25 protein-coding genes and 1 other RNA gene are annotated in these 20888 nt (G+C 45.7%); 14 read left to right on the top strand and 12 right to left on the bottom strand.

Features of this window, described 5'->3' with window-relative positions; translation table 11 throughout:
* Window positions 1–2 precede the first annotated feature (2 nt).
* Together ICN17_RS05460 and ssrA are read left to right on the top strand one after the other, a co-directional pair.
* Window positions 3–683, top strand: coding sequence for an HAD family hydrolase (locus ICN17_RS05460; RefSeq protein WP_370625950.1), 681 nt, complete (start codon window positions 3–5; stop codon window positions 681–683).
* A gap of 72 nt (window positions 684–755) precedes the next feature.
* Window positions 756–1114, top strand: a transfer-messenger RNA (tmRNA) gene (gene ssrA / locus ICN17_RS05455).
* A 62-nt stretch (window positions 1115–1176) separates the two neighbouring features.
* Here ssrA and ICN17_RS05450 read toward each other — a convergent pair.
* Genes ICN17_RS05450 through ICN17_RS05435 form a run of 4 tightly spaced genes read right to left on the bottom strand, consistent with a single transcriptional unit; the run spans window position 1177 to window position 4781 of the window.
* On the bottom strand, window positions 1177–2334 hold the full coding sequence (locus tag ICN17_RS05450; RefSeq protein WP_216236681.1) for a class I SAM-dependent methyltransferase: 1158 nt from the start codon (window positions 2332–2334) through the stop codon (window positions 1177–1179).
* A gap of 14 nt (window positions 2335–2348) precedes the next feature.
* Complete coding sequence (locus ICN17_RS05445; RefSeq protein ID WP_216236467.1) at window positions 2349–3203, bottom strand: pirin family protein; 855 nt, start codon at window positions 3201–3203, stop codon at window positions 2349–2351.
* A 15-nt stretch (window positions 3204–3218) separates the two neighbouring features.
* Complete coding sequence (locus tag ICN17_RS05440) at window positions 3219–3770, bottom strand: carboxymuconolactone decarboxylase family protein (RefSeq protein WP_216236466.1); 552 nt, start codon at window positions 3768–3770, stop codon at window positions 3219–3221.
* Window positions 3771–3779: 9 nt separating this feature from the next.
* Entirely contained in the window at window positions 3780–4781 is a 1002-nt protein-coding gene (locus ICN17_RS05435) for a tripartite tricarboxylate transporter substrate binding protein (protein ID WP_216236465.1), read from the bottom strand.
* A gap of 88 nt (window positions 4782–4869) precedes the next feature.
* Here ICN17_RS05435 and ICN17_RS05430 point away from each other — a divergent pair, with 88 nt between their 5' ends.
* Window positions 4870–5640 carry a sulfurtransferase gene (locus ICN17_RS05430; protein ID WP_216236464.1) on the top strand — a complete coding sequence of 257 codons (771 nt, stop codon included), beginning with the start codon at window positions 4870–4872 and terminating at the stop codon, window positions 5638–5640.
* A 5-nt stretch (window positions 5641–5645) separates the two neighbouring features.
* Here ICN17_RS05430 and ICN17_RS05425 read toward each other — a convergent pair whose 3' ends face one another.
* Window positions 5646–5948 carry an antibiotic biosynthesis monooxygenase gene (locus tag ICN17_RS05425; RefSeq protein WP_216236463.1) on the bottom strand — a complete coding sequence of 101 codons (303 nt, stop codon included), beginning with the start codon at window positions 5946–5948 and terminating at the stop codon, window positions 5646–5648.
* 183 nt (window positions 5949–6131) lie between these two features.
* Between ICN17_RS05425 and ICN17_RS05420 the strand changes: the two genes are divergently transcribed.
* The 4 genes from ICN17_RS05420 to ICN17_RS05405 are packed head-to-tail and all read left to right on the top strand — an operon-like array spanning window position 6132 to window position 9177.
* Window positions 6132–7109 (top strand): D-2-hydroxyacid dehydrogenase family protein, encoded by a 978-nt coding sequence (locus ICN17_RS05420; protein ID WP_216236462.1) that lies wholly within the window; start codon window positions 6132–6134, stop codon window positions 7107–7109.
* 12 nt (window positions 7110–7121) lie between these two features.
* Window positions 7122–7661: a chromate transporter gene (locus tag ICN17_RS05415; RefSeq protein ID WP_216236461.1), complete on the top strand. Its 540-nt coding sequence runs from the start codon at window positions 7122–7124 to the stop codon at window positions 7659–7661.
* Window positions 7658–8179 carry a chromate transporter gene (locus ICN17_RS05410; RefSeq protein ID WP_216236460.1) on the top strand — a complete coding sequence of 174 codons (522 nt, stop codon included), beginning with the start codon at window positions 7658–7660 and terminating at the stop codon, window positions 8177–8179. Before ICN17_RS05415 ends, ICN17_RS05410 begins: the two co-directional genes overlap by 4 nt.
* A 20-nt stretch (window positions 8180–8199) precedes the next feature.
* Window positions 8200–9177 carry a tripartite tricarboxylate transporter substrate binding protein gene (locus ICN17_RS05405; protein WP_216236459.1) on the top strand — a complete coding sequence of 326 codons (978 nt, stop codon included), beginning with the start codon at window positions 8200–8202 and terminating at the stop codon, window positions 9175–9177.
* A 13-nt stretch (window positions 9178–9190) separates the two neighbouring features.
* Here ICN17_RS05405 and crcB read toward each other — a convergent pair whose 3' ends face one another.
* The 4 genes from crcB to ICN17_RS05385 are packed head-to-tail and all read right to left on the bottom strand — an operon-like array spanning window position 9191 to window position 10716.
* Window positions 9191–9568, bottom strand: coding sequence for a fluoride efflux transporter CrcB (gene crcB / locus ICN17_RS05400; RefSeq protein ID WP_216236458.1), 378 nt, complete (start codon window positions 9566–9568; stop codon window positions 9191–9193).
* A 9-nt stretch (window positions 9569–9577) separates the two neighbouring features.
* Window positions 9578–10357, bottom strand: coding sequence for a 4,5-DOPA dioxygenase extradiol (ygiD, locus tag ICN17_RS05395; RefSeq protein WP_216236457.1), 780 nt, complete (start codon window positions 10355–10357; stop codon window positions 9578–9580).
* 9 nt (window positions 10358–10366) lie between these two features.
* On the bottom strand, window positions 10367–10504 hold the full coding sequence (locus ICN17_RS05390) for a hypothetical protein (RefSeq protein ID WP_172793433.1): 138 nt from the start codon (window positions 10502–10504) through the stop codon (window positions 10367–10369).
* Between the two features lie 44 nt (window positions 10505–10548).
* Entirely contained in the window at window positions 10549–10716 is a 168-nt protein-coding gene (locus tag ICN17_RS05385; protein WP_216139378.1) for a hypothetical protein, read from the bottom strand.
* A 28-nt stretch (window positions 10717–10744) separates the two neighbouring features.
* Between ICN17_RS05385 and ICN17_RS05380 the strand changes: the two genes are divergently transcribed.
* Together ICN17_RS05380 and ICN17_RS05375 are read left to right on the top strand one after the other, a co-directional pair.
* Complete coding sequence (locus tag ICN17_RS05380) at window positions 10745–11407, top strand: site-2 protease family protein (RefSeq protein ID WP_216236456.1); 663 nt, start codon at window positions 10745–10747, stop codon at window positions 11405–11407.
* A gap of 69 nt (window positions 11408–11476) precedes the next feature.
* A complete protein-coding gene (locus ICN17_RS05375; protein WP_216236455.1) occupies window positions 11477–11929 on the top strand; it encodes a cytochrome c in 453 nt (150 codons plus the stop codon).
* On the opposite strand, the gene ICN17_RS05370 is transcribed toward ICN17_RS05375, so the two are convergent.
* Together ICN17_RS05370 and ICN17_RS05365 are read right to left on the bottom strand one after the other, a co-directional pair.
* Entirely contained in the window at window positions 11916–12617 is a 702-nt protein-coding gene (locus ICN17_RS05370) for a cytochrome b/b6 domain-containing protein (RefSeq protein ID WP_255538295.1), read from the bottom strand. The genes ICN17_RS05375 and ICN17_RS05370 overlap by 14 nt on opposite strands.
* An 11-nt stretch (window positions 12618–12628) precedes the next feature.
* Window positions 12629–13570 carry a 3-hydroxyacyl-CoA dehydrogenase family protein gene (locus ICN17_RS05365; RefSeq protein ID WP_216236454.1) on the bottom strand — a complete coding sequence of 314 codons (942 nt, stop codon included), beginning with the start codon at window positions 13568–13570 and terminating at the stop codon, window positions 12629–12631.
* 84 nt (window positions 13571–13654) lie between these two features.
* On the opposite strand from ICN17_RS05365, the gene ICN17_RS05360 reads away from it, so the two are divergent.
* The 4 genes from ICN17_RS05360 (at window position 13655) to ICN17_RS05345 (ending at window position 18594) form a co-directional block, all read left to right on the top strand.
* On the top strand, window positions 13655–14584 hold the full coding sequence (locus ICN17_RS05360; RefSeq protein WP_216236453.1) for a 2-hydroxyacid dehydrogenase: 930 nt from the start codon (window positions 13655–13657) through the stop codon (window positions 14582–14584).
* Window positions 14585–14596: 12 nt separating this feature from the next.
* A complete protein-coding gene (locus ICN17_RS05355; RefSeq protein ID WP_216236452.1) occupies window positions 14597–15523 on the top strand; it encodes a dihydrodipicolinate synthase family protein in 927 nt (308 codons plus the stop codon).
* 31 nt (window positions 15524–15554) lie between these two features.
* Entirely contained in the window at window positions 15555–16505 is a 951-nt protein-coding gene (locus ICN17_RS05350) for a TAXI family TRAP transporter solute-binding subunit (RefSeq protein ID WP_216236451.1), read from the top strand.
* Between the two features lie 76 nt (window positions 16506–16581).
* Window positions 16582–18594: a TRAP transporter fused permease subunit gene (locus ICN17_RS05345; protein ID WP_216236450.1), complete on the top strand. Its 2013-nt coding sequence runs from the start codon at window positions 16582–16584 to the stop codon at window positions 18592–18594.
* Between the two features lie 96 nt (window positions 18595–18690).
* Here the strand turns inward: ICN17_RS05345 and ICN17_RS05340 are convergent, their stop codons facing one another.
* The gene (locus tag ICN17_RS05340; RefSeq protein ID WP_216236449.1) at window positions 18691–19824 is read right to left on the bottom strand and encodes a mandelate racemase/muconate lactonizing enzyme family protein; all 1134 of its coding nucleotides are present in this window, start codon (window positions 19822–19824) and stop codon (window positions 18691–18693) included.
* Between the two features lie 106 nt (window positions 19825–19930).
* On the opposite strand from ICN17_RS05340, the gene ICN17_RS05335 reads away from it, so the two are divergent.
* On the top strand, window positions 19931–20857 hold the full coding sequence (locus ICN17_RS05335; protein ID WP_216236448.1) for a 3-hydroxyacyl-CoA dehydrogenase NAD-binding domain-containing protein: 927 nt from the start codon (window positions 19931–19933) through the stop codon (window positions 20855–20857).
* Window positions 20858–20888 lie beyond the last annotated feature (31 nt).

Raw genomic sequence — 20888 nt, 5'->3', positions numbered from 1 at the left:
GCGTGAGCATTACAACAAGCCCCTATCATGGCGTCTTTTTTGACTTAGATGGCACCTTAGCGGATACAGCGCCTGATTTAGTTGCCGCCACCAATCAACTGCTTATTGCCCGCAATCTGGCTCCTAAGCCTTATGAATTTCTGCGCCCCCATGCCTCCGCTGGAGCACGTGGCCTCTTAGAGGGTGCCTTTGGAATCAAATCAGACCATCCTGATTTCATCCCACTTCGAGATGAGTTTTATGCAAACTATGAGAGCGCACTTCTTGTCCACAGTAAATTATTTGATGGGACAGACCATTTGTTAGAGCAAATGGAGAAAGCAAATCTTCCTTGGGGAATTGTTACTAACAAAAGTGAACGTTTCACTAACCCACTTACTGATCTGATGGGTTTACGTCAAAGAGCTGTTTCAACAGTTTCTGGCGATACAACGCCTTATTCAAAACCGCATCCAGAACCGATTTTGCACGCTGCCAGAATTGCCAACATTGATCCTAAAAAATCAATTTATGTAGGCGATGACATTCGTGATGTGATTGCAGGTAAAGCTGCTGGCATGCTCACAGTTGCTGCCGCATACGGTTACTGCGGCTGTAAAGAGCCTCCTACGCTCTGGGGAGCCGATTACATCATTAATCACCCTCTCGATTTATTGCAAATCATCTTCCCCAATAGGGGATAACAACACTTCCAAAAGATATTCGGCAATTTAAGGCTAGCGGCTTTAAAATGGAGTTTCCTATGCATGAACTCCGGGGTCGACATGGTTTCGACGTGGATTACAAAGCATCAAGGGCATACCGAGGACCCGTTATCTCGTAAATCAATGGGAATGTAATAACTGCTAACGACGAACGTTACGCACTAGCCGCTTAATTGCGGTTGCCCCTGAACTGATTCTCTCTTGGGTCAGGTAGCGCAAGCTACATCAGGGTCATTTACAAGAGATAAGACTATTTCGCGTCACGAGGGATAGTACGAAAATTTAGTGAATCGTCAGCGAGGAACGTGTCAATCTGTGCCTAACTGATTAAATTAAATGATATGACTAAGTATGTAGAACTTGTTGTGGAGGATTTGCGGACGCGGGTTCGATTCCCGCCGACTCCACCATATAAAGCAAACCCCTCTGAATTTTGGAGGGGTTTTGTTTTTGATCTTTTATTGCTGAATTTTTATTTGGTACTCAAACGCCATAGCGAAGTGACCTCTTTAGATCTCGCAGCATGCAGCGCATCTGTTTTATCAAATACTTTTTGGTGCTGTGGCTTGGTATCTAAACGACCAGCGACTTTTAAGCCAGCAGCATCAAACCAAGAGAGTAGCTCCTCTCTCGATCTCAAACCTAGATGTTCAGCTAAGTCTGAAAGAATGAGCCAGCCTTCACCACCCGGTAACAAATGTTCTTTTAATTTACTCAAAAATCCTTTCAGCATCTGGCTATCTGGGTCATATACTGAATGCTCAAGAGAGGAACTAGGTCTAGCCGGCAACCACGGTGGATTACAAACAATCAGTGCCGCTTTTGCTGTTGGAAATAAATTCGTTTTCTGAATCTCAATCTGCTCACTTAAGCGTAAGCGATCAATATTGTCTTGAGCACAAGCAATGGCGCGATCATCTGGGTCAGTTGCAATTATCTTTTTAATCTCTCGCATTGCTAGCACTACAGACAGGACGCCCGTTCCGACACCGATATCAAAAGCGATGGAGTTTTGTTTCAGAGCAATTGGCAAAGGTGCCTTGAGGACCAGCTCAATATATTCCCCACGGATTGGCGAGAACACACCGTAATGCGGATGAATGCGAATCTCCTCATCATCTCTTGCAAGAACTGGTACACCCTTTTTTCGCCACTCATGGGCGCTGATAACGCCAAGCAGCTCCCTTAAAGAGATAACATAAGGCTCAGCCTGCTCCCCATAGACCTCAAGACAGGCTCTGGCAACATCAGGCGCACGTCTTAATGAAATACTGTGATCGGTATTAATCGGGATGAGTACCATCCCCAAAATACGCGCTCTTTGGGATTGCGCTAAGCGATGCAGATTGAATGTATCCAAGGGAGTCTTGGTTTTCTCCTTAGCGACCCTGTCAGCTCTGGTGGATTTTTTAGAGGGCTTATCAACCCTTCTCACCAAGGCTTGCAAGAGCTGTCTGGCATTCTGAAAGTCGCCCTTGTAAAGCATTGCAGTACCTTCACAAGCTAAACGGTAAGCAATGTCAGCTGTTAAGGTGTCGTCAGCAACCTGGATCTTCTGATGTGGTGCAATCCCATTTTCTGAGTGCCACTTTGCTGAATGGATTTGGCCATCCTCATCCCATTGGATCATCACTTCAGTAGCACCTAGGCGACCACAAAGCGATTGTTTTGATAATCACTAATTGCTTGTTCAATCTCAGCCCGTGTGTTCATTACAAAGGGGCCATACTGCACAATCGGCTCATGCAAAGGCAGGGCTGCTAGCACAATGAACTGCGCGCCCGATTCTCCTGACTTGGCTTTTAAGCGATCACCATCACCAAGCACACTCGCTGCTTGCTTGGGAGCTGGCCGCATAGGGCCACCTACCTCAAGATCACCTTCATATACATAGATAAATGCATTGAGCTCTTTAGGGATGTGATGCTCAAATTCTGTATTAGGTGGTAGGTGGACATCTAGAAATAATGGTGATGTTGTAATTCCCTGAATTGGGCCTTGAACTTCATTGCCCTCTTCTTTATAGGATCCCGCAATCACTTTTACAGAACCGCCGTTAGCAAGGGATAACTTCGGAATATCTTCTACTTGAATATCTTTGTATCCTGCAGGCTTCATCTTTTCCACTGCGGGTAAATTAATCCACAATTGAAAGCCGCGCATTGCACCACTCACCTGCTGTGGCATCTCTGAATGAATAATGCCGCGCCCAGCTGTCATCCACTGCACACCACCCGTCTTGAGATGACCCTGATTGCCTAAATGATCCTCATGCAACATATGGCCTTCAAGCATATAGGTAACAGTCTCAAAACCTCGATGTGGATGGGCCGGAAAGCCTGCAACATAGTCATTTGGATCATTGGATGAAAACTCATCGAGCATCAAGAATGGATCTAATCTGACTTGCTGCTGACCACCAAGACTACGGCGCAGCTTAACGCCTGCACCATCTGAAGTGGCAACACCAGGAATAACAGTTTGAATATTACGGATCATCTATTGGGCATTCAATTAAGCCGGAGGATGATCTTCAGGATTGACATCTAAAGCAATCAAGAAACGGGACACCATGTTGTAAGCGGCAATCACGGTAACTAACTCAACCGTATCGGTGCTACCCAATTCTTTTTGCAGGCGCTTCATTAATTCAGAATCCACTTTGATCTGACGAGTCATCTGAAAAGTTAAATCAGCGGCATCATTTTCAACTTGAGTAAAGAGCTTTCTTGGAAAGCTAGCCTGCCCAATCAATCGAAGTCCTTGTACTTGCTCTTCAGTGCCTCCAGCCTTCTTAAAAGGAGGGGCATGATGAAAAAACTCGTACTCTGCACCATTCAGAACTGCTACGCCACACATTGCGAGCTCACGCAGCTTAGGATCTAAAGAAAGATTGTTCCGAATTTCGCCAATGAAATGATTCCAACCCTCCGCGATTGGAACGCTGTGAAGAAGCATGCGGTCTAAATTAATAAACTGACCACCACGTCTTTTGCGAATAGCGGCAACTAGCTCAGCTGGCTCTGCTAAATCCATTGGTTGATAAGGAATTAAACGTTCAGACATATCTTCTTTCTACTGAGCAGCTTCTTTAATGTTGTTCTCAATCACGAACTTGCCCCAAATACCAATTTGTTTACCAATAAATTCACGGGCGGTTTCAGAGGTACCACCAATAACCTCAATCCCCTGAGATTTAAATTTCTCAGCAACTGCCGGGGTTTTTAAGGCTTTGTTTAAAGCTTTATTCATCGCATCTACAATCGCAGGTGGAGTTTTTCCTGGCGCTAACACCGCCCACCATGCTGGCGCATTAAAACCAGGGAAGCCACTTTCAGAAACCGTAGGCACATTCGGCAAAGCGGCGGTTCGCTTAGCCGTCGTAATCACCAAAGGAATTACGCCGCCACTATCCACATGGGGTTTGACCAAGAACTCTGAACCAACAGCTAGCTGTACCTGTCCACCTAAAGCGTCCTGCATTAATGGACCGCCGCCACGATAAGGAATGTGATTCCAATCAAAGCCCGCTTGCTTAGCAAGACGCGCCATTGATAAGTGCCCCAAGCTACCAATACCAATAGAGCCGTAACTAAATGGTTTGCCTGCCTTAGACATCTCTGTCAGCTGCTTGAAACTGGTGATGCCTGAATTTTTACTTGCCACCAAAACCATTGGTGAAGTACCTATCAAAATTACAGGTGCGATATCTTTAATCGTATCGTAGGGCAGTTTATCTTTGAGACTGGGATTAACACCATGCGTATCAAATACCACAGCAAAGGTATAGCCATCTGCATCAGCCCTCGTCAATGCTGCAGTACCAATCACACCAGATGCGCCACCAATGTTTTCCACAATGACGTTTTGCTTTAACTCGGATTGCAAAGCTGGAGCCAACACACGTGCAACTTGGTCAACTGATCCACCTGGTGGAAATACTGCAATGATCCGAATCGGTTTTTGGGTAGGCCAAGTACCCACTCCAGCCGTCTGGGCAAGTGCCATACTGGCCGCCCCTAAGGTAAACAAGCCTAGAAATAGGACTCTTTTGGCCATTTTAGCTAGATGCAGCATGGGTTGTCTCCTTTGAATAAGACCTCAAGATTACCACCCCCAAGGTCTATTTGCTCGATAATGACGGAGTAGCTTGAAGAGAGAAGAAATGAAGTCGATTCTGAATATTGCCGCATATTTATTTGTCAGCCTGGATGGCCTGCCAGACTTGCGCACCAAAATGCTGAACGAATGTAATAGCCGTGGACTAAAAGGGACCATTCTGCTCACTGGCGAAGGTATCAATATGTTTCTAGCTGGCAAAGAGATAGAGTTGCGCGGCTTTTTAGATTGGCTGCGTGAAGACGCTCGCTTTCAGCCGCTCCAAGCAAAAGAAAGTTGGTCAGACGAACAACCGTTTAAAAAGATGCTGATCAAACTCAAGAACGAAATTATTCGCATGAACCACCCTGCGATTCGTCCTGAAGAAGGTCGCGCCAAGTTTATTACCCCAAAGAAATTAAAAGAGTGGCTTGATCGCGGCACCGATGATCTGGGACGCCCCGTAGTGATGGTAGATACTCGTAATGCATTTGAAGTCGACTACGGTACATTCGAAAATGCTCTGCACTTCAATATTGAAAAGTTCACAGAATTTCCGCAGGCCATTACAGCCCATAAAGATGAGCTTGCAGACAAAACCTTAGTGAGTTTTTGTACTGGTGGTATTCGTTGTGAAAAATCAGGTCTTTATATGCGTGAGATTGGAATGCAACATAGCTACCAACTCGAAGGTGGCATTCTGAAATATTTTGAGGAAGTTGGCTCCGCACACTACCAAGGCAGTTGCTTTGTCTTTGATGAACGCGAAGCCCTTGAGCCGAATCTTGACTCTATTCCTGTCGAGCGCTCGATTAGGAAAAAGCTGAAAGTAGGTTAAATAATTTAGACTGACTTAGCAACCAAAGTCATATGCTCTACATGGGGTGGCTTTGCGAAGTATGGCCCAACAATGGCACGCCAATCTGCAAAGGCTGCAGATCCCCGGAAATCGACCGTATGATTCTCTAGAGTGTCCCAGTAAATCAGCAATAAATAGCGAGATGGGGTTTCCATGCTGTGATTTACCTTGTACCCACGAAACCCTTTTGCCTTAGCAATCACAGTCTCAACCCCCTGCACAATGGCTTCCTCGAAGTCTTTATGCTTAGACGGGTCAATTTCAATGTCGCAATGCTCCAAAATCATAGGGTTTCCTTCGTCAAAATAGATTACTCATCAATAGTAAACTTATTACACCAGAATTATATTCATACAAAACAATCGTACAGACCTAAGGATGTCTCAAGCCATTAATCGGCCAATGCCGATTTTTTTATCCACACTCAACACTCCTTTGCACCTAGGACTAATTCTTCAGAAAGTATTTCTATGGCCTCATTACCAAACATTGTCATCTTAGGGGATTATGAGCGCGCCCTGCGTCGTTTTTCAAGCTGGGATAAGTTGGATCAAAATGCAAAGTTGACCATTCATCACGAGCCTTTGCGTGATGAGGCTTTATATGAAGCCGTTAAAGATGCTGATGCAATTGCGATTGTGCGCGATCGCTCACCATTTAATGAGGCGCTGATTGCGCGCCTACCAAAGCTAAAGTTTTTAATGTTTACTGGGGAGCGTAATGGCACCCTTGAAGCAGCATCCCTAGTGTCTCGTAATATTCCCATGGCTTGCACACCAGGTGGCCCCTCTAAAGAAACTACGGCAGAACTTACTTGGGCTTTAATTTTAGGGGCCTCTAAACGCCTCATTGAACAAAACAAACTCATCGCTTCTGGTGTTTGGCGCGACTCACTCTCAGTGCTGCCAATGCTCTCTGGAGAGCGCTTGGGTGTCATGGGGCTTGGTGCAATTGGGAGTCGTGTAGCTCGCGTCGGCGCAGCTTTTGGTATGGAGGTGCTTACCTGGAGTCCACGTATGACCCCAGAGCGTGCTGCTGCCGAGAATGCCAAGTCCGTCAGCATGGAAGAGTTACTCAAAACTTCTAAGGTTGTCACCATGCACTTGGTAGCAGGACCCGGTACCAAGGGTTTGATTAGCGCCGATCAATTAGATTTAATGCGACCAGACTCTATCTTAGTAAACACGTCACGCTCCGCCCTCATCAATATGACAGATTTACAAAAGGCTCTTGCTGCAGGCAAACCTGGGCAAGCAGCTGTAGATGTATTTGATATTGAGCCTTTGCCTGAAAAGGATCTTCTGCGCAATACGCCGAACTTACTCGTGACACCGCACCTTGGTTTTATTGCTGAGCCTATTTTTGCCGCCTTCTCTAAAGGCATTACTGAAACTTTAGAGGCATGGCTGGAACAAAAGCCAGTGCCTCATCCATTTAAGCCTCAATAAATTTCGCGCATTTTGAAAACACTCACGCCTAAACAACTTTTTATCAGCTTTAGCAAGATCGGGATGTCTGGTTTTGGCGGCGTCCTTCCCTGGGCGCGTCGCACTTTAGTAGAGCGCGACAAGGTTTTGACCTCTGAAGAATTTAGTGCGATTTTAGGAATTTGCCAAATTGTTCCAGGCCCGAACATTATGAATCTAGCGGTGTGCGTTGGATCTAGATTTGCAGGAGCAAGAGGTGCATTAGCCGCAATTCTTGGCTTATCTTTGGGGCCTATTGCAATCGTATTATGTTTGGCACTGCTTTATGAGCACTACAGCTATCTCGAATCCGTTAAGGGCCTCCTACGTGGTATATCAGCGGTAGGGGTTGGCTTAATAGCCTCAACAGGCTTCAAGATGCTACGGGATGAATTTCGTTACCCAGCGATGTTTCTGGTTGTGATTCTCACCATCATTGCTGCCACAGTATTCCATCTTGGTTTAGGTTACGTTGTCCTGCTGGTTTCTCCGATTGCAATCTTCTTGGCGAGAAAAAAGGCGCAAGTTCTATGAGTATCTTGCTAAGCCTTTTCTTAAAGCTGTCAGCCTTTTCACTGGTTGCCTTTGGCGGAGTAAATGCCTTATTGCCAGTCTTATTTAATCTAGCCGTCAATCAAGAGCATTGGATTGATGTCCAGACATTTTCTGACTACTTTGCAATAGCCCAAGCTGCACCAGGCCCTAACTTTATGACTGTCACCTTAATTGGCTGGCATATTTATGGTGTGATTGGTGCACTCCTAGCTACCGTCGCTATAGCCTGGCCATCGTCAATTCTGATTTACTTCTTACAGCGCTTCATTAGGGGAATGAAAAACCCATTAAGAAAAAAAACGATTCAGTATGCCGCAGCAGCTCTTGCTATTGGCCTAGTTCTCTCTTCAGCATGGGAAATTGCCCTGCAAATTAATCACAGCTTAGCTGCATACCTATTGACGATTGCCACAATCGCCATTACCTTCTTTACACGTTGGCATCCACTTTATTTGATTGCAATTGGTGGGGCGCTGGGAGTTTTAGGATTAATCTAAACCTGAATTGGGATACAAGCATGCGATTCATTCAAAGATTTTTTATCTGTGCACTCAGTCTTGTAGGTATCTACACCTCGACTGCTATTGCGCAAAATAATTACCCAAATAAGCCCATTAATTTCATCGTGCCTTACGGTGCTGGTGGAAGCGCAGACTCCCGCAGTCGTCAGCTCGCACAAAAAATGAGTGTGCTGCTCAAGCAGCCAATGGTGATTGATAACAAGCCTGGTGCGGGTGGCAATATTGGTACCGAGTTTATTGCCCGTGCAGCTCCAGATGGTTACACGATCGGTATGGGTAACTTTGCACCGATGGCAGTGAATAAAACACTATTTGGTAATTTACGTTACGACCCTGAAGTTGATTTGAGTCCAGTCATGCTGATTGAAAAAGGTCCACTTGTATTAGTAGTGAATCCCAATTCCCCATACAAAACCATTGGCGATATTGTGGCTGCAGCCAAAGGAAAGCCCGATACCCTCACCTTCTCGTCTGGCGGGATCGGTGGAAGCCACCAGCTTTCTGCAGAGCTCTTTGAGCTCAATGCTGGCATCAGCATGATTCATGTTCCATACAAAAGTGGTTCAGCTGCCTTGACAGATCTCATGGCCGGCAATGTTGACATCATGTTTGATCAAATGTATTCCGCAGTACCAAACATTAAAGGAGACAAGCTTCGTCCAATTGCGATCACAAGCAAAAAACGCTCGCCGCTGTTACCAAACGTACCGAGCTTTGCTGAACTGGGATACCCCAAGGTTGAGGTTCTCAATTGGCAAGGACTCATTGTCCCCAAGGGAACGCCTAAAGCAATCATTGATAAGTTGAATGCCGCTGCGAATGAAGCCCTGAAGGATCCAGGGATTCGGGAGATCATGCTCTCTCAAGGAAATGAGATTGGTGGCGGTAGTCCAGCAGAGTTTGCTGCGCTGATTAAATCAGAGTCTGCAAAATGGAGCGCTGTTGTTAAGGCGGCCAACATCAAGCCAGAGTGAAGCTATTCAATCCTTACTTGAGAGCTTGATAACTCAGGATACCCAAGAAGGTTAAAACCAGCGAACCTACTAAATGAAGGAGCGCTGTTCCTAGGGCCCAGGTAATTTCTCCGCGCTGCATCAGAGTAACTACTTCAGCAGAAAAGCTCGAGAAGGTAGTTAAGCCACCCAGAAAGCCTGTGATCACAAACAGCCTCCATTCGGGAGTGAGGTTTGGATTGTTGCCAAAAAAAGCAATCGCAATTCCAATCAGATAGCCACCCACCAGATTGGATAGCAGGGTTCCCAACGGAATCATGGATGCTGAACCTACAACTAGGAAATTAAATCCCGCTCTTAGCAAGGCACCAAAGCCAGCACCGAAGAAAATCGCGAAGATAGAGAGCCACATAGTCAGTATTTATTGAATTGAAAAACCCAGCATACTGATGGAGCTCATCTCTATGCCGTCTGTATACACTTTGGCATGCTCACCCTCTGCTTGTAAAGCTAAAGTATATAAAGCGGGCCAGTAGTGCTCTGCAGTCGGAACCGACATGTGAGCAGCCTCGCCATACTTTTCCCAATTGATCAGAGACTCATGATGATTTACTTGAATCTCTGAGGTAAAAAAATCATTAAAGTCTTTAGCCCACGGATAGGGCTCTGCATCCTCTTGCCAATGAATAGTGCGCAAGTTATGTACTACATTGCCGCTTGCCAGAATTAGAATATTCTCATCACGCAAGGGACGAAGTTGCTTTGCTAATTCATAGTGCTCACGGGCTGACTTAGAGCCATCTAGACTCAACTGCACCACTGGAACATCTGCATTTGGATACATATATTTAAGGACCGACCAGGCACCGTGATCAATACCCCATTCATTCTCTTCCATCACGATCGGTACGTTCAGCAATTCTTGAATGCGATCTGCTAGAGCAGGACTACCTGGAGCGGGATACTCAATCTCAAAGAGCTCTTGCGGAAAGCCGCCGAAGTCATGAATGGTTTTGGGTTTTGGCATTGCAGTAACCCAAACTCCACGGGTTACCCAATGCGCCGAGATCACTAAGATTGCGTCTGGGCGTTTTAATGATTTACCGAGAGATGCCCATGCTGAAGTGTAGCGATTGGGCTCAATGGCATACATCGGACTGCCATGGCCAGCAAATACTGCAGGTTGGCGATGGCTAGTCATTAATACTGGTTAACCGAATACGTAACCAGTATGAGCAGCAACCAATGCAAACAAGATAGCCAAGCTAGTAGCTGCAGCCAACATCACAATTAAGGTAATGATCTTTTTGTTAACTTCTTCTTTAGATTCGTTGTGCCATTCGTTCATACTAAATCCTCTGTAAATACATTAATTAGTGGGGTAATTATCCACTATCGTCCGCGGCCAGCCTTGCGCATCATGCCTTTTCCGCCTCCGAAGCCTGCCTGAGGCCTTCCGGCTGGGCCAGATGGGCCTTTGGGTACTGGTGGACGTGCTGGCGGCTTAGCAATTACAGGCTTTGCCGGGGTTTTTGGGTCGGGTTTCTTATCGTCAGTCACTTTTAGCTCCTATAGATATCATATTGCCATGATTACTGACTATTCTATCCAAGCCGTCGCCATCAATGCGATTCCTCTCATTTTTGCTATCACCATCCATGAGGCAGCCCATGGCTATGCTGCCCGCAAATTTGGAGACAACACGGCTTATATGATGGGTAGAGTCAGTCTAAATCCTGCCAAACATATAGATCCCGTGGGCACGATCTTGATTCCCCTCTTACTCATACTCACTGGATCCCCCTTTTTGGTGGGCTATGCCAAACCAGTACCGGTGAACTTTGGACGACTACGAAACCCCAGAATTGATTCAATCTGGGTCGCTTTAGCTGGGCCGGGGTCCAACTTTGCTCAAGCACTAATCTGGCTAATCTTTTTAATTGCGCTCGTTGGACTTGGAATTAATGAGAAGTTTCTAGTTTCGATGTCTCAAGCCGGGGTGACCTGGAATCTTGGCTTATTGGTGTTCAATTTATTCCCTTTACCTCCCTTAGATGGTGGGCGCATTTTGTCGAGCCTTCTTCCAGCGCGTCAGTCAATTGCACTGGGACGATTAGAGCCTTGGGGATTTTTCATTGTTTTGGCCCTAGTATTCACTGGGGTCATTGGGTCGTTATGGATGCAGCCCCTAATGAACTTCTTTGAGTGGCTCATACTATTCTTAACCACCCCCCTAAGAATGATCTTTTAATTTAGACAAAAATTGGTATTCTGAGATATTCTGATCCAAGCAATCCTTATCCACCAGAGGGAAATAACCATGAAATTACAAAAGATTGTTTTAGCAAGCACTACAACAGTTTTAGCAATCAGCGCTGGCTTTGCTTTTGCCCAATTCCAAAAACCTGAAGACGCTATTAAATATCGTCAGAGTGTATTTACTGTGATGGCCAACTCCTTTGGAAAAATTGGCGCAGTAGTAAAAGGTGAAGCGCCTTACAACAAAGATGAAGTTGCTAAAAACGCTGCTGTCGTTGCCATGATGTCTACATTGCCATGGCAAGCATTTGGTCCTGGTACAGAAGGCGGCAAAGCACAAGCGCTTGTGTGGTCTGATAACGCTAAATTCAAAGCGGCTTCAGAAAAGATGCAATTGGCTGTGGTTGATCTCAACAAGGCGACTCAATCGGGCGACTTAGAGAGTATCAAGAAGGCTTTTGGCGCTGCAGGGGCAACTTGCAAAGGCTGCCATGACGACTTTAAGAAGAAGTAATCAAGTAACCTACCATCACCGCGATTAGACTCAAGAGCACAAGAGCTACACTGCGCTGTAAAGCGCCATCCCGGGATGCACGACCCAAGTCAGAAGGCAAATAACTTGCTTCCTCGCTTGGGTCAATTTCTTTATCGCCGCTGATCATTGGCTTAATCAGATCTTCACCTTTGAATTTCTTGTAATAGATGATGGCAGCAATATGAATAGCAATTAAGGTGTAGATCACCACTTGATTGCCTTCATGAATCTCAGATAAAAAAGAGGCTACCCAGTTAGGTACGTATTTTGCTAGTGGCCCCTGGAAGGCAATCTCATCATCGACAAATAAGCCAGTGACGACTTGCACACTCAAAGTAAAGAGTAGCGCAAATACAGACAGTGCCCCTATTGGGTTATGTCCCAAGACTCGTGGTGCATTACCTTGCAGGTAATTCAAAATCTTTTCGCGATTCGGAAAGAATGATGCAAAGCGAGCATGTGTAGAGCCGACATAACCCCAAGTGATACGGAAGATCAACAAGGTCAAGATACTGTATCCAAAGTAGGCGTGCCACTCGATTGCATTACCGCCAAGATTAACGCTAATTAAGCTACCGATAATGCAAAGCACTAATAGCCAGTGAAATACACGAACTGGCAAATCCCAGACACGAATGATTTTCTTCATGCCCCTAGGATAAGCCATAAAAATTTCGTTTATTTGATCTGGGGCAAGTCTTTCTGGATTATCTTTAACCCCGCTCTTAAAGCTTCTTGATAGCGGTCCCGTTCAGCCTTAATCGTTTCGGCAGTCCAAGGGAAAAATCCTTCGCCAGTTTTCATGCCAAACTTTCCACTAGCAACACGATCACTCAAACACTTGGCAATATTGGGCGAGTTATTGAGGCTAGGGTAAATCTTGGCGCCTCCAGCGGCATGCACCTCTAGGCCAGCATGATCTCGTTGCATAGCAGGGCCGGCAGCAATATAACGAAACCCAAAGCCAAAACGTACTGCTTTATCAATATCCTCAAGACTACAAACACCCTCATCAACCATTGAAAATGCTTCGCGGGATAAGGCATGTTGTAAGCGATTTGCCAAAAATCCTGGTAAATCTTTTTTAACGCTCACTGGAACCATGCCACATGCCGTCATCAATCTCGATAAGCTATCGCCGACCATTGGAGAAGTCTTTGCTCCATAAACTACTTCCACACAAGGAACTAAATGAGCGGGCATGAAAAAATGCAAGCCGATCATACGGGCTGCTGTTTTTAAGCCTTCAGCAATTTCACTAATCGGATAGCTGGTGCTATTACTAGCCAACACCGCCTCAGGCTTTGCATATTTTTCTAACTTTGCAAATAATTCTCGCTTGATATCAAGACGCTCCGGTACACACTCAATCACCAAATCAATCTCAGGCCAGTCGACCTCTTCAAGTGAACCCGCTACAGTCAATAAGTGGATGCGATTTTCATAACCAAGCTCAGTCATGGTATTGATGAAGTAGTCTGGCAATAAAGCACGACGCTCTGTGGTTGGCTCTACCACTTGGACGGCGCAGCCGCCCCGCGCACAGACCGCGGCAACATCCGCGCCCATCGTTCCGCCGCCGACAATCACCACCTTGGTTTCAGCTGGGGTAAACAACATTACTTATTCTCCTAAAGGGGCAGACTTTTCATTCAAAATCCACATACAATGTGATCATTATTTCAATAAAAAATATAGTGAGACATGATCCCCGTCAATTCGGTGCTACAGGTCGGCCATTTCCCTGAGTTAATGCAGGCAGAAATTGATCGACGCTTTACTCCTACTTACCATCTAGATCCTGCGGCCCCGGCCCCCGCAGGAAACTTTGAGGCTATTTTGATTCGCTCCAATACCAATCTACCTGAGGCCTTGGTCAAGCAGATTCCCAGTATTCGCATGGTTGCAACCTGCGGGGTTGGTTATGACAACCTGCCTTTGGCATACCTTAAGCAGCAAGGTATTCAAGCCACAAACACCCCAGGGGTGCTAAATGATGCCGTCTGTGAGCTGGCCATTGGCATGATGCTTGGACTAATGCGCCGCATCCCTGAATCTGAGGCCTTTGTCAAAAGCGGCGCTTGGGCAAAGACCCCTTTTAAGTTAACAAGCACTCTCGCTGGGAAGCAGGTAGGTATTGTAGGTATGGGTCGTATTGGCCAAGATCTAGCCAAGCGCCTTGAGCCTTTTAAGGTGGAGATTGCTTACAGCGGTCCCAGCCCAAAGCAGGTGCCTTACACCTACTACCCCAAGGTTAAGGATTTAGCCCAGAATTGCGATGTTTTATTCCTAGCCTGCCCTGCCACCCCCGATACCGATAAGATGGTCAACGCTGAGGTTTTGGGGGCTTTAGGGCCCACTGGTTTTCTAGTCAATATTGCTCGTGGTAGCGTGGTGGACGAGAACGACCTTTTATATGCACTGCAACATAAAAAGATCGCTGGTGCTGCGCTGGATGTCTTTGAGAATGAACCAAATCCTAATAAGGTCTTTTTAAATCTTGATAATGTTTTACTAACACCTCATATTGGTAGCGCCACCACGGAAACACGGATAGCCATGACCAATTTAGCTGTAGATAATCTAGAAGCATTTTTTGCAAAACAACCACTTCTATCAGAAGTGCATCATTAAAACGGAGTCAGCATGACCATTTCTTTACATCCTTCCACCTTGCCGGCGGTGTTGTCACCTGTAATGACGCCCTTCAAAGCAGATGGCTATCCAGATGAACAAAAATTACTCAAGCAATGTAAATGGTTAGAGGCGAATGGCGTTGGTCAAGCAATCTTTGGCACAAACTCCGAGGCGAACTCGATGTCTGCCACACAAAAGATGAATACGCTTACTGCGCTGATTGAGGGTGGGTTAAACCCACAGCATATGATGCCGGGAACTGGATCCACCTCCATCGAGAGCACTTATCGGATGACTGCCCATGCTTTGAGTTACCAATGTGCTGGCGTATTGATGCTGCCACCCTTCTACTATAAAGATATTACTGATGATGGTTTGTTTGCCTACTTCTCTGAAGTCATTCAAAAGATAGGTAACCCAGCACTACAAATTTATATTTACAACATACCTCCAGTCACCAAAATCAATTTAAGCCTCTCATTACTGGAGCGTTTAACAAAAGAGTATCCAAAAACTGTGGTTGGTATGAAAGATAGCTCTGGTGATTGGGAATATACAGAATCGGTAATCAAGCTATTGGCGCCACATGGCTTCCGAGTTTATGCAGGCAGTGAAGTATTCTTGATGCGCGCACTGCGTGCCGGCGGCGTTGGCTGCATCTCTGCTACTGCAAACGTGAATCCAAAAGCAATTGCTGAATTAGCTGCCCATTGGAGGGAATCTGATGCCGATAAACGCCAAGCTGACTTAGATCAAGTGCGCGGTATCTTTGCGAAGTACCAAATGATTGCTGGTATGAAAACAGCGGTAGCACATTACAGCAAAGACCCAGAGTGGTTAAGAGTACGTCCACCCCTCATGCAATTGAGTGCTGGCCAACAAGCTCAGTTGTTAAGCGAGCTCAAAGCAATTAATTTCAGCATGCCAGGCCTTTAATTTACAAAACTAATTATTACTAGGAGACAAAATGAAACTACTTAAAGTCATTACCCTTTCCCTTAGCCTCTTATGGGCAACTGCACACGCACAAAATCTATCCATCGCAACCGGTGGTACTGGTGGTGTCTACTACCCAATGGGTGGAGGCCTAGCCTCAGTTCTATCGAAGCATGTACCAGGAATGTCTGCGACCGCTGAAGTTACCGGGGGTTCAGTGGATAACTTAAAACTGATTGGCACTGGCAAGCCTTACGTTGGCTTCTCAATGGCTGACGCTGCTAAAGATGCCTTAGTTGGTGAGGATAAATTTAAGGACAAGCCAATAGACCTGCGCACCCTACTCATCCTGTATCCAAACTTAATGCACGTAGCTACCGTGGAATCAACCGGCATTAAAACAATGAAAGATTTAAAAGGTAAGCGTGTAAGTACTGGCTCCCCTGGTAGCGCTACTGAAGTGATGGCCTTTCGTTTGCTAGAAGCTGCAGGCCTTGATAAAGATAAAGATGTCAAACGCGAGCGCTTGAGCGTTGCAGAATCTGTCAATGCAGTAAAAGATCGCAAGATTGATGCTTTCTTCTGGGTAGGTGGTTTACCAACTGCTGCAGTAACTGATCTTGCAAACAGCCCCGGCATGAAAATCGTGATGGTAGACACTGCTGCTGAAGTTCCTGCGATGAATAAAAAATATGGCAATCTTTACTTCCCATCCGTTATCACTAAGCAAACTTATAGCGGCATGGAAAAAGATAATAACGTTGCAGCCGTTGCTAATTTATTGGTTGTAAATGCTTCTATGTCTGATGCTGAGGCATACAAAATTGTCAAAGCTATTTTTGACAATCAGCTGGAACTAGTTCGCTCACATGCTGAGTACAGAAACATCAAGCTAGAGAATCAAAAAGCGAATGCGACACCAGTTGCTTACCACCCTGGTGCATTAAAGTACCTTAAAGAAAAAGGTGTCAAGGTAAACTAAGCTACATCGGGGTGAGTTAATCTCACCCCTTCTGCTTTAATGCGGCACATAAATAGAAATAAAAACAGGCTGAGAGATGAATCAAAACGCAATTGACAATGAAACCCAAGAAAAGTTAGATGCTTTCATTAAGCAAGAAGAAGGTGACTCTAATGACTATAAAGGGCTGCTAGCCAAATTCATCACCTTGGTTGCTGTTGGCATGTCTTTGTTTCATCTCTATGCGGCCTATTCGATTGTTCCAACGCAGCAATTGCGTGTAATACACGTTGCCTTAGTGTTATTTTTAGTTTTCTTAAGTTTTCCGATTGCTGCTCGCTTTAAAAACAAGTTGATGTTTTGGGATGTTTTATTTGCTGTCGGCTCCGTTGCGATTGCCTATTACATTCTCTCGGGTGGCGATGATTTCATGGACAGAAACACCGCGCCAAACTCTACTGATGTCATGGTTGGCATTGCTCTTATCTTGCTCATCCTTGAGAGCGTCAGAAGGACCAATGGCATGGTCTTAGTAACCGTTACTGTTCTCTTCTTGCTGTACGCTTTCTTTGGTAACTATCTGCCCGCTCCATGGACTCATAAAGGCTATGATCTTGATCGCCTAGTTGGTTATATGTATATGAGCCTGGAAGGAATCTACGGTACCGCAGTCGATGTCTCTGCAACGCTCATTATTCTGTTCACCATCTTTGGTGCCTTCTTACAATTTACGGGTGCCGGTAAGTTCTTTATTGACTTCTCTTTTGCTGCAATGGGTGGCAAATCCTCAGGGGTTGGCAGAACCATCGTGCTGTCCTCATTTTTAATGGGTGGTCCTTCCGGATCAGGTGTTGCCACTACCGTCACTGTAGGCTCAGTTGCCGCACCCATGCTTGAGAAGGTTGGCTATGAAAAGAATGCTGCCGGCGGCCTCTTGGCAGCTGGAGGTCTTGGCGCCATTATCTCGCCACCAGTTCTGGGTGCAGCGGCATTCTTGATTGCTGACTTTTTAAAGATCTCTTATTTAGATGTATTGCTGATGGCAACCATCCCAACCATCCTCTTTTACCTTGGTTTATTTGTCATGGTTGAGATTGATGTTCGTAAATACGGGATGAAGAATATTCATTTTGAATCAGCAGAAAGCGCCTGGTCGCTTACGAAAAAATACTGGTTCCATTTCTTCTCACTGATTTCGATTGTGGTATTCATGATGTATGGCTTCTCACCAGTGATGTCGGTGTTTTGGGCAACCGTGGTATCCGCCTTCTCTAGTATGTTGCGTGAAGATACTGCGATCATTCCTTGGGCGTGGTTTAAAGGTAAAGAGCCTATTCTTTCAGGACTTTACAACTCTAGTCTCACGAAAGCACTGGCATCAGGATCTACTGGAGTTTTGGCTATCGCTGCAACCTGTGCAGGCGCCGGCTTAATTGTGGGTACCGTGACTCTAACTGGTCTTGGATTGAAATTTAGCTCGATTGTGATTCAGTACGCAGGTGGCTCACTCTTGCTCACCGCAATCTTCACTGCCTTAATTGTTTGGATTGTGGGTCTCGCTGTTCCAGTCACAGCCTCATACATCATCTGCGCAGTGATCGCAGCGCCAGCATTAATTAATTTGGGTGTGCCTGCCTTTGCAGCCCATATGTTTATCTTTTACTATGCCGTTCTCTCTGAGGTTTCTCCTCCAACAGCGCTCTCTCCATTTGCAGCAGCGGCAATCTGTAAAGGCAATCCCTATAGGACTACTTTACAAACCTGGAAATATGTAGCGCCAGCGATTCTGGTGCCATTTATGTTTGTCTTGGATAAGTCTGGAGTCAGCCTGCTATTGATGGGATCCAGTAGCGCTCTGGAACAGGCCGATTGGATGCAGATTGCTTGGATCTCCTTTACTGCAGTGGTAGGAATCATCTGCTTGGCTGGCGGCCTTCAAGGTTGGTTTATTGAGAAAACCAAAATTTTTGAGCGCGTCATCATGGTAGTTTCTGGCGTTGCCCTAGCCTACCCATCAACTGAGGCTGACCTGATTGGCTTTATTGGCTTTGGTCTCGTATTGATTACCCAATCGATCACGTATTTCAAACTCAATCGCAAAGCTTCATAAGATAAACAAGTATCGCCAACGCGATATCTGAGTGGATATCAACAATAAAGCCCGCATTTGCGGGCTTTATTGTTTTACAGGCTTATATTGATTTGCTTAAGCAATCTTTGTCCAAGCAGCCTTACCGGCATACTTCTTGACTGCAGCCTCATCAAACTCAAAGCCTAATCCTGGTGTTTTGTGCAAGATCAGATCGCCGTTCTTGAAAGTCAATTGCTTATTAATCAATCTACGGAAATTGAGAACTTGATCATCCAAGAAGAACTCCACAAAACGGGCATTGGGTGTAGCAGCAACCAATGGTGCATGTAGATCATGCATCCAGTGAGGGCAAACGATGACGCCCTTCAAATCCGCATATGCTGAAATCCTGCGCCATTCTGTAATTCCGCCGCAGACAGCAGCATCGGATTGCAAAATCATTGCGCCGCCAGCATCAATCAACTCTCTAAAACGCCAGCGACCTGCTTCCATTTCGCCGGTAGCAACGTTAATCTTTGTCAGACGAGCAAGGGCAGCATGTAAATCAATCGCGTCTGGTGAAAATGGCTCTTCAATCCAATATGGGTTGTAGGCTTCAAAACGACGCACATACTCTAGTGCAGTAGGTAAATCACGCCAAGCATTATTAGCATCTAGAGTCAGCAAAATATCATCGCCAACAGCCTTACGAGCTGCTGCTACTCGTGTCTCTTCTTCGGCAGGTGATAGACGACCTACTTTCATCTTGACGGCTTTGAAGCCCTGCTTTACGTAAGACTCCATTTCCTTACCAAGCTTGGCTGGAGTTTTACCCTCAAGGTAATAGCCACCACTTGCGTATGCAGGGACTCGATCATCCACCACAGAACCCAGATACTGATGTAAAGGCAGGCCCACTGAACGCGCATTTAAATCCCAAAGCGCTGTATCCAAGATCGAGATACCGCGCATAACTGCACCAGTACGTCCCTGCAAAATGGATTCGTTATACATCTCCATCCACAGACCTTCACTGCGATGGCTATTTTGGCCAATTAGCTTTGGCGCCAAGAGTTGCTCGACAGCAATTTTGGCAATATCTCCACCAGCGCTACCAACATAACAAAAGCCAATACCCTCATTACCATCCTTGCCACGTACCTTTACCAGGCAATAGTGACGCTCAGAAACAGTACGAGTGGAAAATGAGGTCACTTTATCTAGCGGAACGGCTACTGAAGCAACCTGAACGGATTCAATAATCGGCATCTGGACTCCTTAATTCAAAAAATGATTGTATCGATAATTTAACTAGTCGGCATCAGTCGGAATAGGGAATAATTCAGCTATTAAGTAACTAACTGGTGAGTAGGCTATGGGTAAAGTTGTTGTCATTGGAACCGGAACTATGGGTGTAGGCATAGCAGCAGGATTTTTAGCCTATGGGACCGATACCGTCATTTTGGGGCGCTCCGCAGAAAAATCTGAAAAGTGCTTTGAGGCAATTCAGGCCTGTGCCAACTCTATCAACACTGATTGGCAACAGCTCGGAGCAAGCTTGCGTGCCGGCAGCATAGCCGAATGGAATGACTGGGAAGATACTGCATTAATCATTGAAACTATTTCTGAGCGCTTGGATCTTAAAAAAGCAATTTTTGCTGACCTTGATCAACGCGTGCCATCACACATAGCAATTGGCAGCAATAGCTCAGGCTTTCCAATCAGCGAAATAGCGAAGGATCTTAAGACTGCGCATCGCATGCTCAATACCCACTATTTCATGCCGGCACATATCGTGCCTTTAGTAGAAATTGTGCTGGGAAAAGACTCCGATCCAGATATAGCAAATCAAGTATGCGAGCTCTATCGAGTACACGGTAAAAAACCAGTGCTAGTCAAAAAGGACATTCCGGGATTCTTAGCCAATCGCATTCAACATGCCTTGATGCGTGAAGCGCTTTCTCTATTACAAGATGGAATTGCAACACCAGAAGATATTGATACTGCTGTTCGTTATAGCTTTGGCTTTCGCTATGCCGCTGTTGGACCAATGACGCAAAAAGAAATTTCCGGATGGGAAGGTATGACCCTAGCTGCAGAATTGATTTACCCATCTCTATCCAATATCACCGCGCCCCCAACTTGCATCACTAACTTAGTGAAAACTGGCAAAACTGGTATCAATAAGGGTGAAGGCCTTCGGAGCTGGAGCCCCGAGGAGGCAGCAATCATGAAGCGGAATTATGAAGAGCGCCTCAAGGCTGCATTTGCTGTGCTCAAGATCGCGCCAGATCAAGATTAAATTGAATTTGCTGCACTACAGCATGATTATC

The organism is Polynucleobacter sp. 73C-SIWE (genome assembly GCF_018882465.1).
Lineage (GTDB): Bacteria > Pseudomonadota > Gammaproteobacteria > Burkholderiales > Burkholderiaceae > Polynucleobacter.
This window is presented reverse-complemented; position numbering and strand designations above follow the sequence as displayed.

Coding starts and splice junctions, on each gene's coding strand:
- ICN17_RS05370 (WP_255538295.1), bottom strand. CDS start 12,617: ATGGCTTATCCTAGGGGCATGAAGAAAATCATTCGTGTCTGGGATTTG.
- ICN17_RS05360 (WP_216236453.1), top strand. CDS start 13,655: ATGATCCCCGTCAATTCGGTGCTACAGGTCGGCCATTTCCCTGAGTTA.
- ICN17_RS05375 (WP_216236455.1), top strand. CDS start 11,477: ATGAAATTACAAAAGATTGTTTTAGCAAGCACTACAACAGTTTTAGCA.
- ICN17_RS05335 (WP_216236448.1), top strand. CDS start 19,931: ATGGGTAAAGTTGTTGTCATTGGAACCGGAACTATGGGTGTAGGCATA.
- ICN17_RS05340 (WP_216236449.1), bottom strand. CDS start 19,824: ATGCCGATTATTGAATCCGTTCAGGTTGCTTCAGTAGCCGTTCCGCTA.
- ICN17_RS05430 (WP_216236464.1), top strand. CDS start 4,870: ATGAAGTCGATTCTGAATATTGCCGCATATTTATTTGTCAGCCTGGAT.
- ICN17_RS05390 (WP_172793433.1), bottom strand. CDS start 10,504: ATGAACGAATGGCACAACGAATCTAAAGAAGAAGTTAACAAAAAGATC.
- ICN17_RS05450 (WP_216236681.1), bottom strand. CDS start 2,334: ATGATCCAATGGGATGAGGATGGCCAAATCCATTCAGCAAAGTGGCAC.
- ICN17_RS05435 (WP_216236465.1), bottom strand. CDS start 4,781: ATGCTGCATCTAGCTAAAATGGCCAAAAGAGTCCTATTTCTAGGCTTG.
- crcB (WP_216236458.1), bottom strand. CDS start 9,568: ATGTGGCTCTCTATCTTCGCGATTTTCTTCGGTGCTGGCTTTGGTGCC.
- ICN17_RS05440 (WP_216236466.1), bottom strand. CDS start 3,770: ATGTCTGAACGTTTAATTCCTTATCAACCAATGGATTTAGCAGAGCCA.
- ICN17_RS05410 (WP_216236460.1), top strand. CDS start 7,658: ATGAGTATCTTGCTAAGCCTTTTCTTAAAGCTGTCAGCCTTTTCACTG.
- ICN17_RS05380 (WP_216236456.1), top strand. CDS start 10,745: ATGATTACTGACTATTCTATCCAAGCCGTCGCCATCAATGCGATTCCT.
- ICN17_RS05405 (WP_216236459.1), top strand. CDS start 8,200: ATGCGATTCATTCAAAGATTTTTTATCTGTGCACTCAGTCTTGTAGGT.
- ICN17_RS05420 (WP_216236462.1), top strand. CDS start 6,132: ATGGCCTCATTACCAAACATTGTCATCTTAGGGGATTATGAGCGCGCC.
- ygiD (WP_216236457.1), bottom strand. CDS start 10,357: ATGACTAGCCATCGCCAACCTGCAGTATTTGCTGGCCATGGCAGTCCG.
- ICN17_RS05425 (WP_216236463.1), bottom strand. CDS start 5,948: ATGATTTTGGAGCATTGCGACATTGAAATTGACCCGTCTAAGCATAAA.
- ICN17_RS05445 (WP_216236467.1), bottom strand. CDS start 3,203: ATGATCCGTAATATTCAAACTGTTATTCCTGGTGTTGCCACTTCAGAT.
- ICN17_RS05355 (WP_216236452.1), top strand. CDS start 14,597: ATGACCATTTCTTTACATCCTTCCACCTTGCCGGCGGTGTTGTCACCT.
- ICN17_RS05365 (WP_216236454.1), bottom strand. CDS start 13,570: ATGTTGTTTACCCCAGCTGAAACCAAGGTGGTGATTGTCGGCGGCGGA.
- ICN17_RS05350 (WP_216236451.1), top strand. CDS start 15,555: ATGAAACTACTTAAAGTCATTACCCTTTCCCTTAGCCTCTTATGGGCA.
- ICN17_RS05345 (WP_216236450.1), top strand. CDS start 16,582: ATGAATCAAAACGCAATTGACAATGAAACCCAAGAAAAGTTAGATGCT.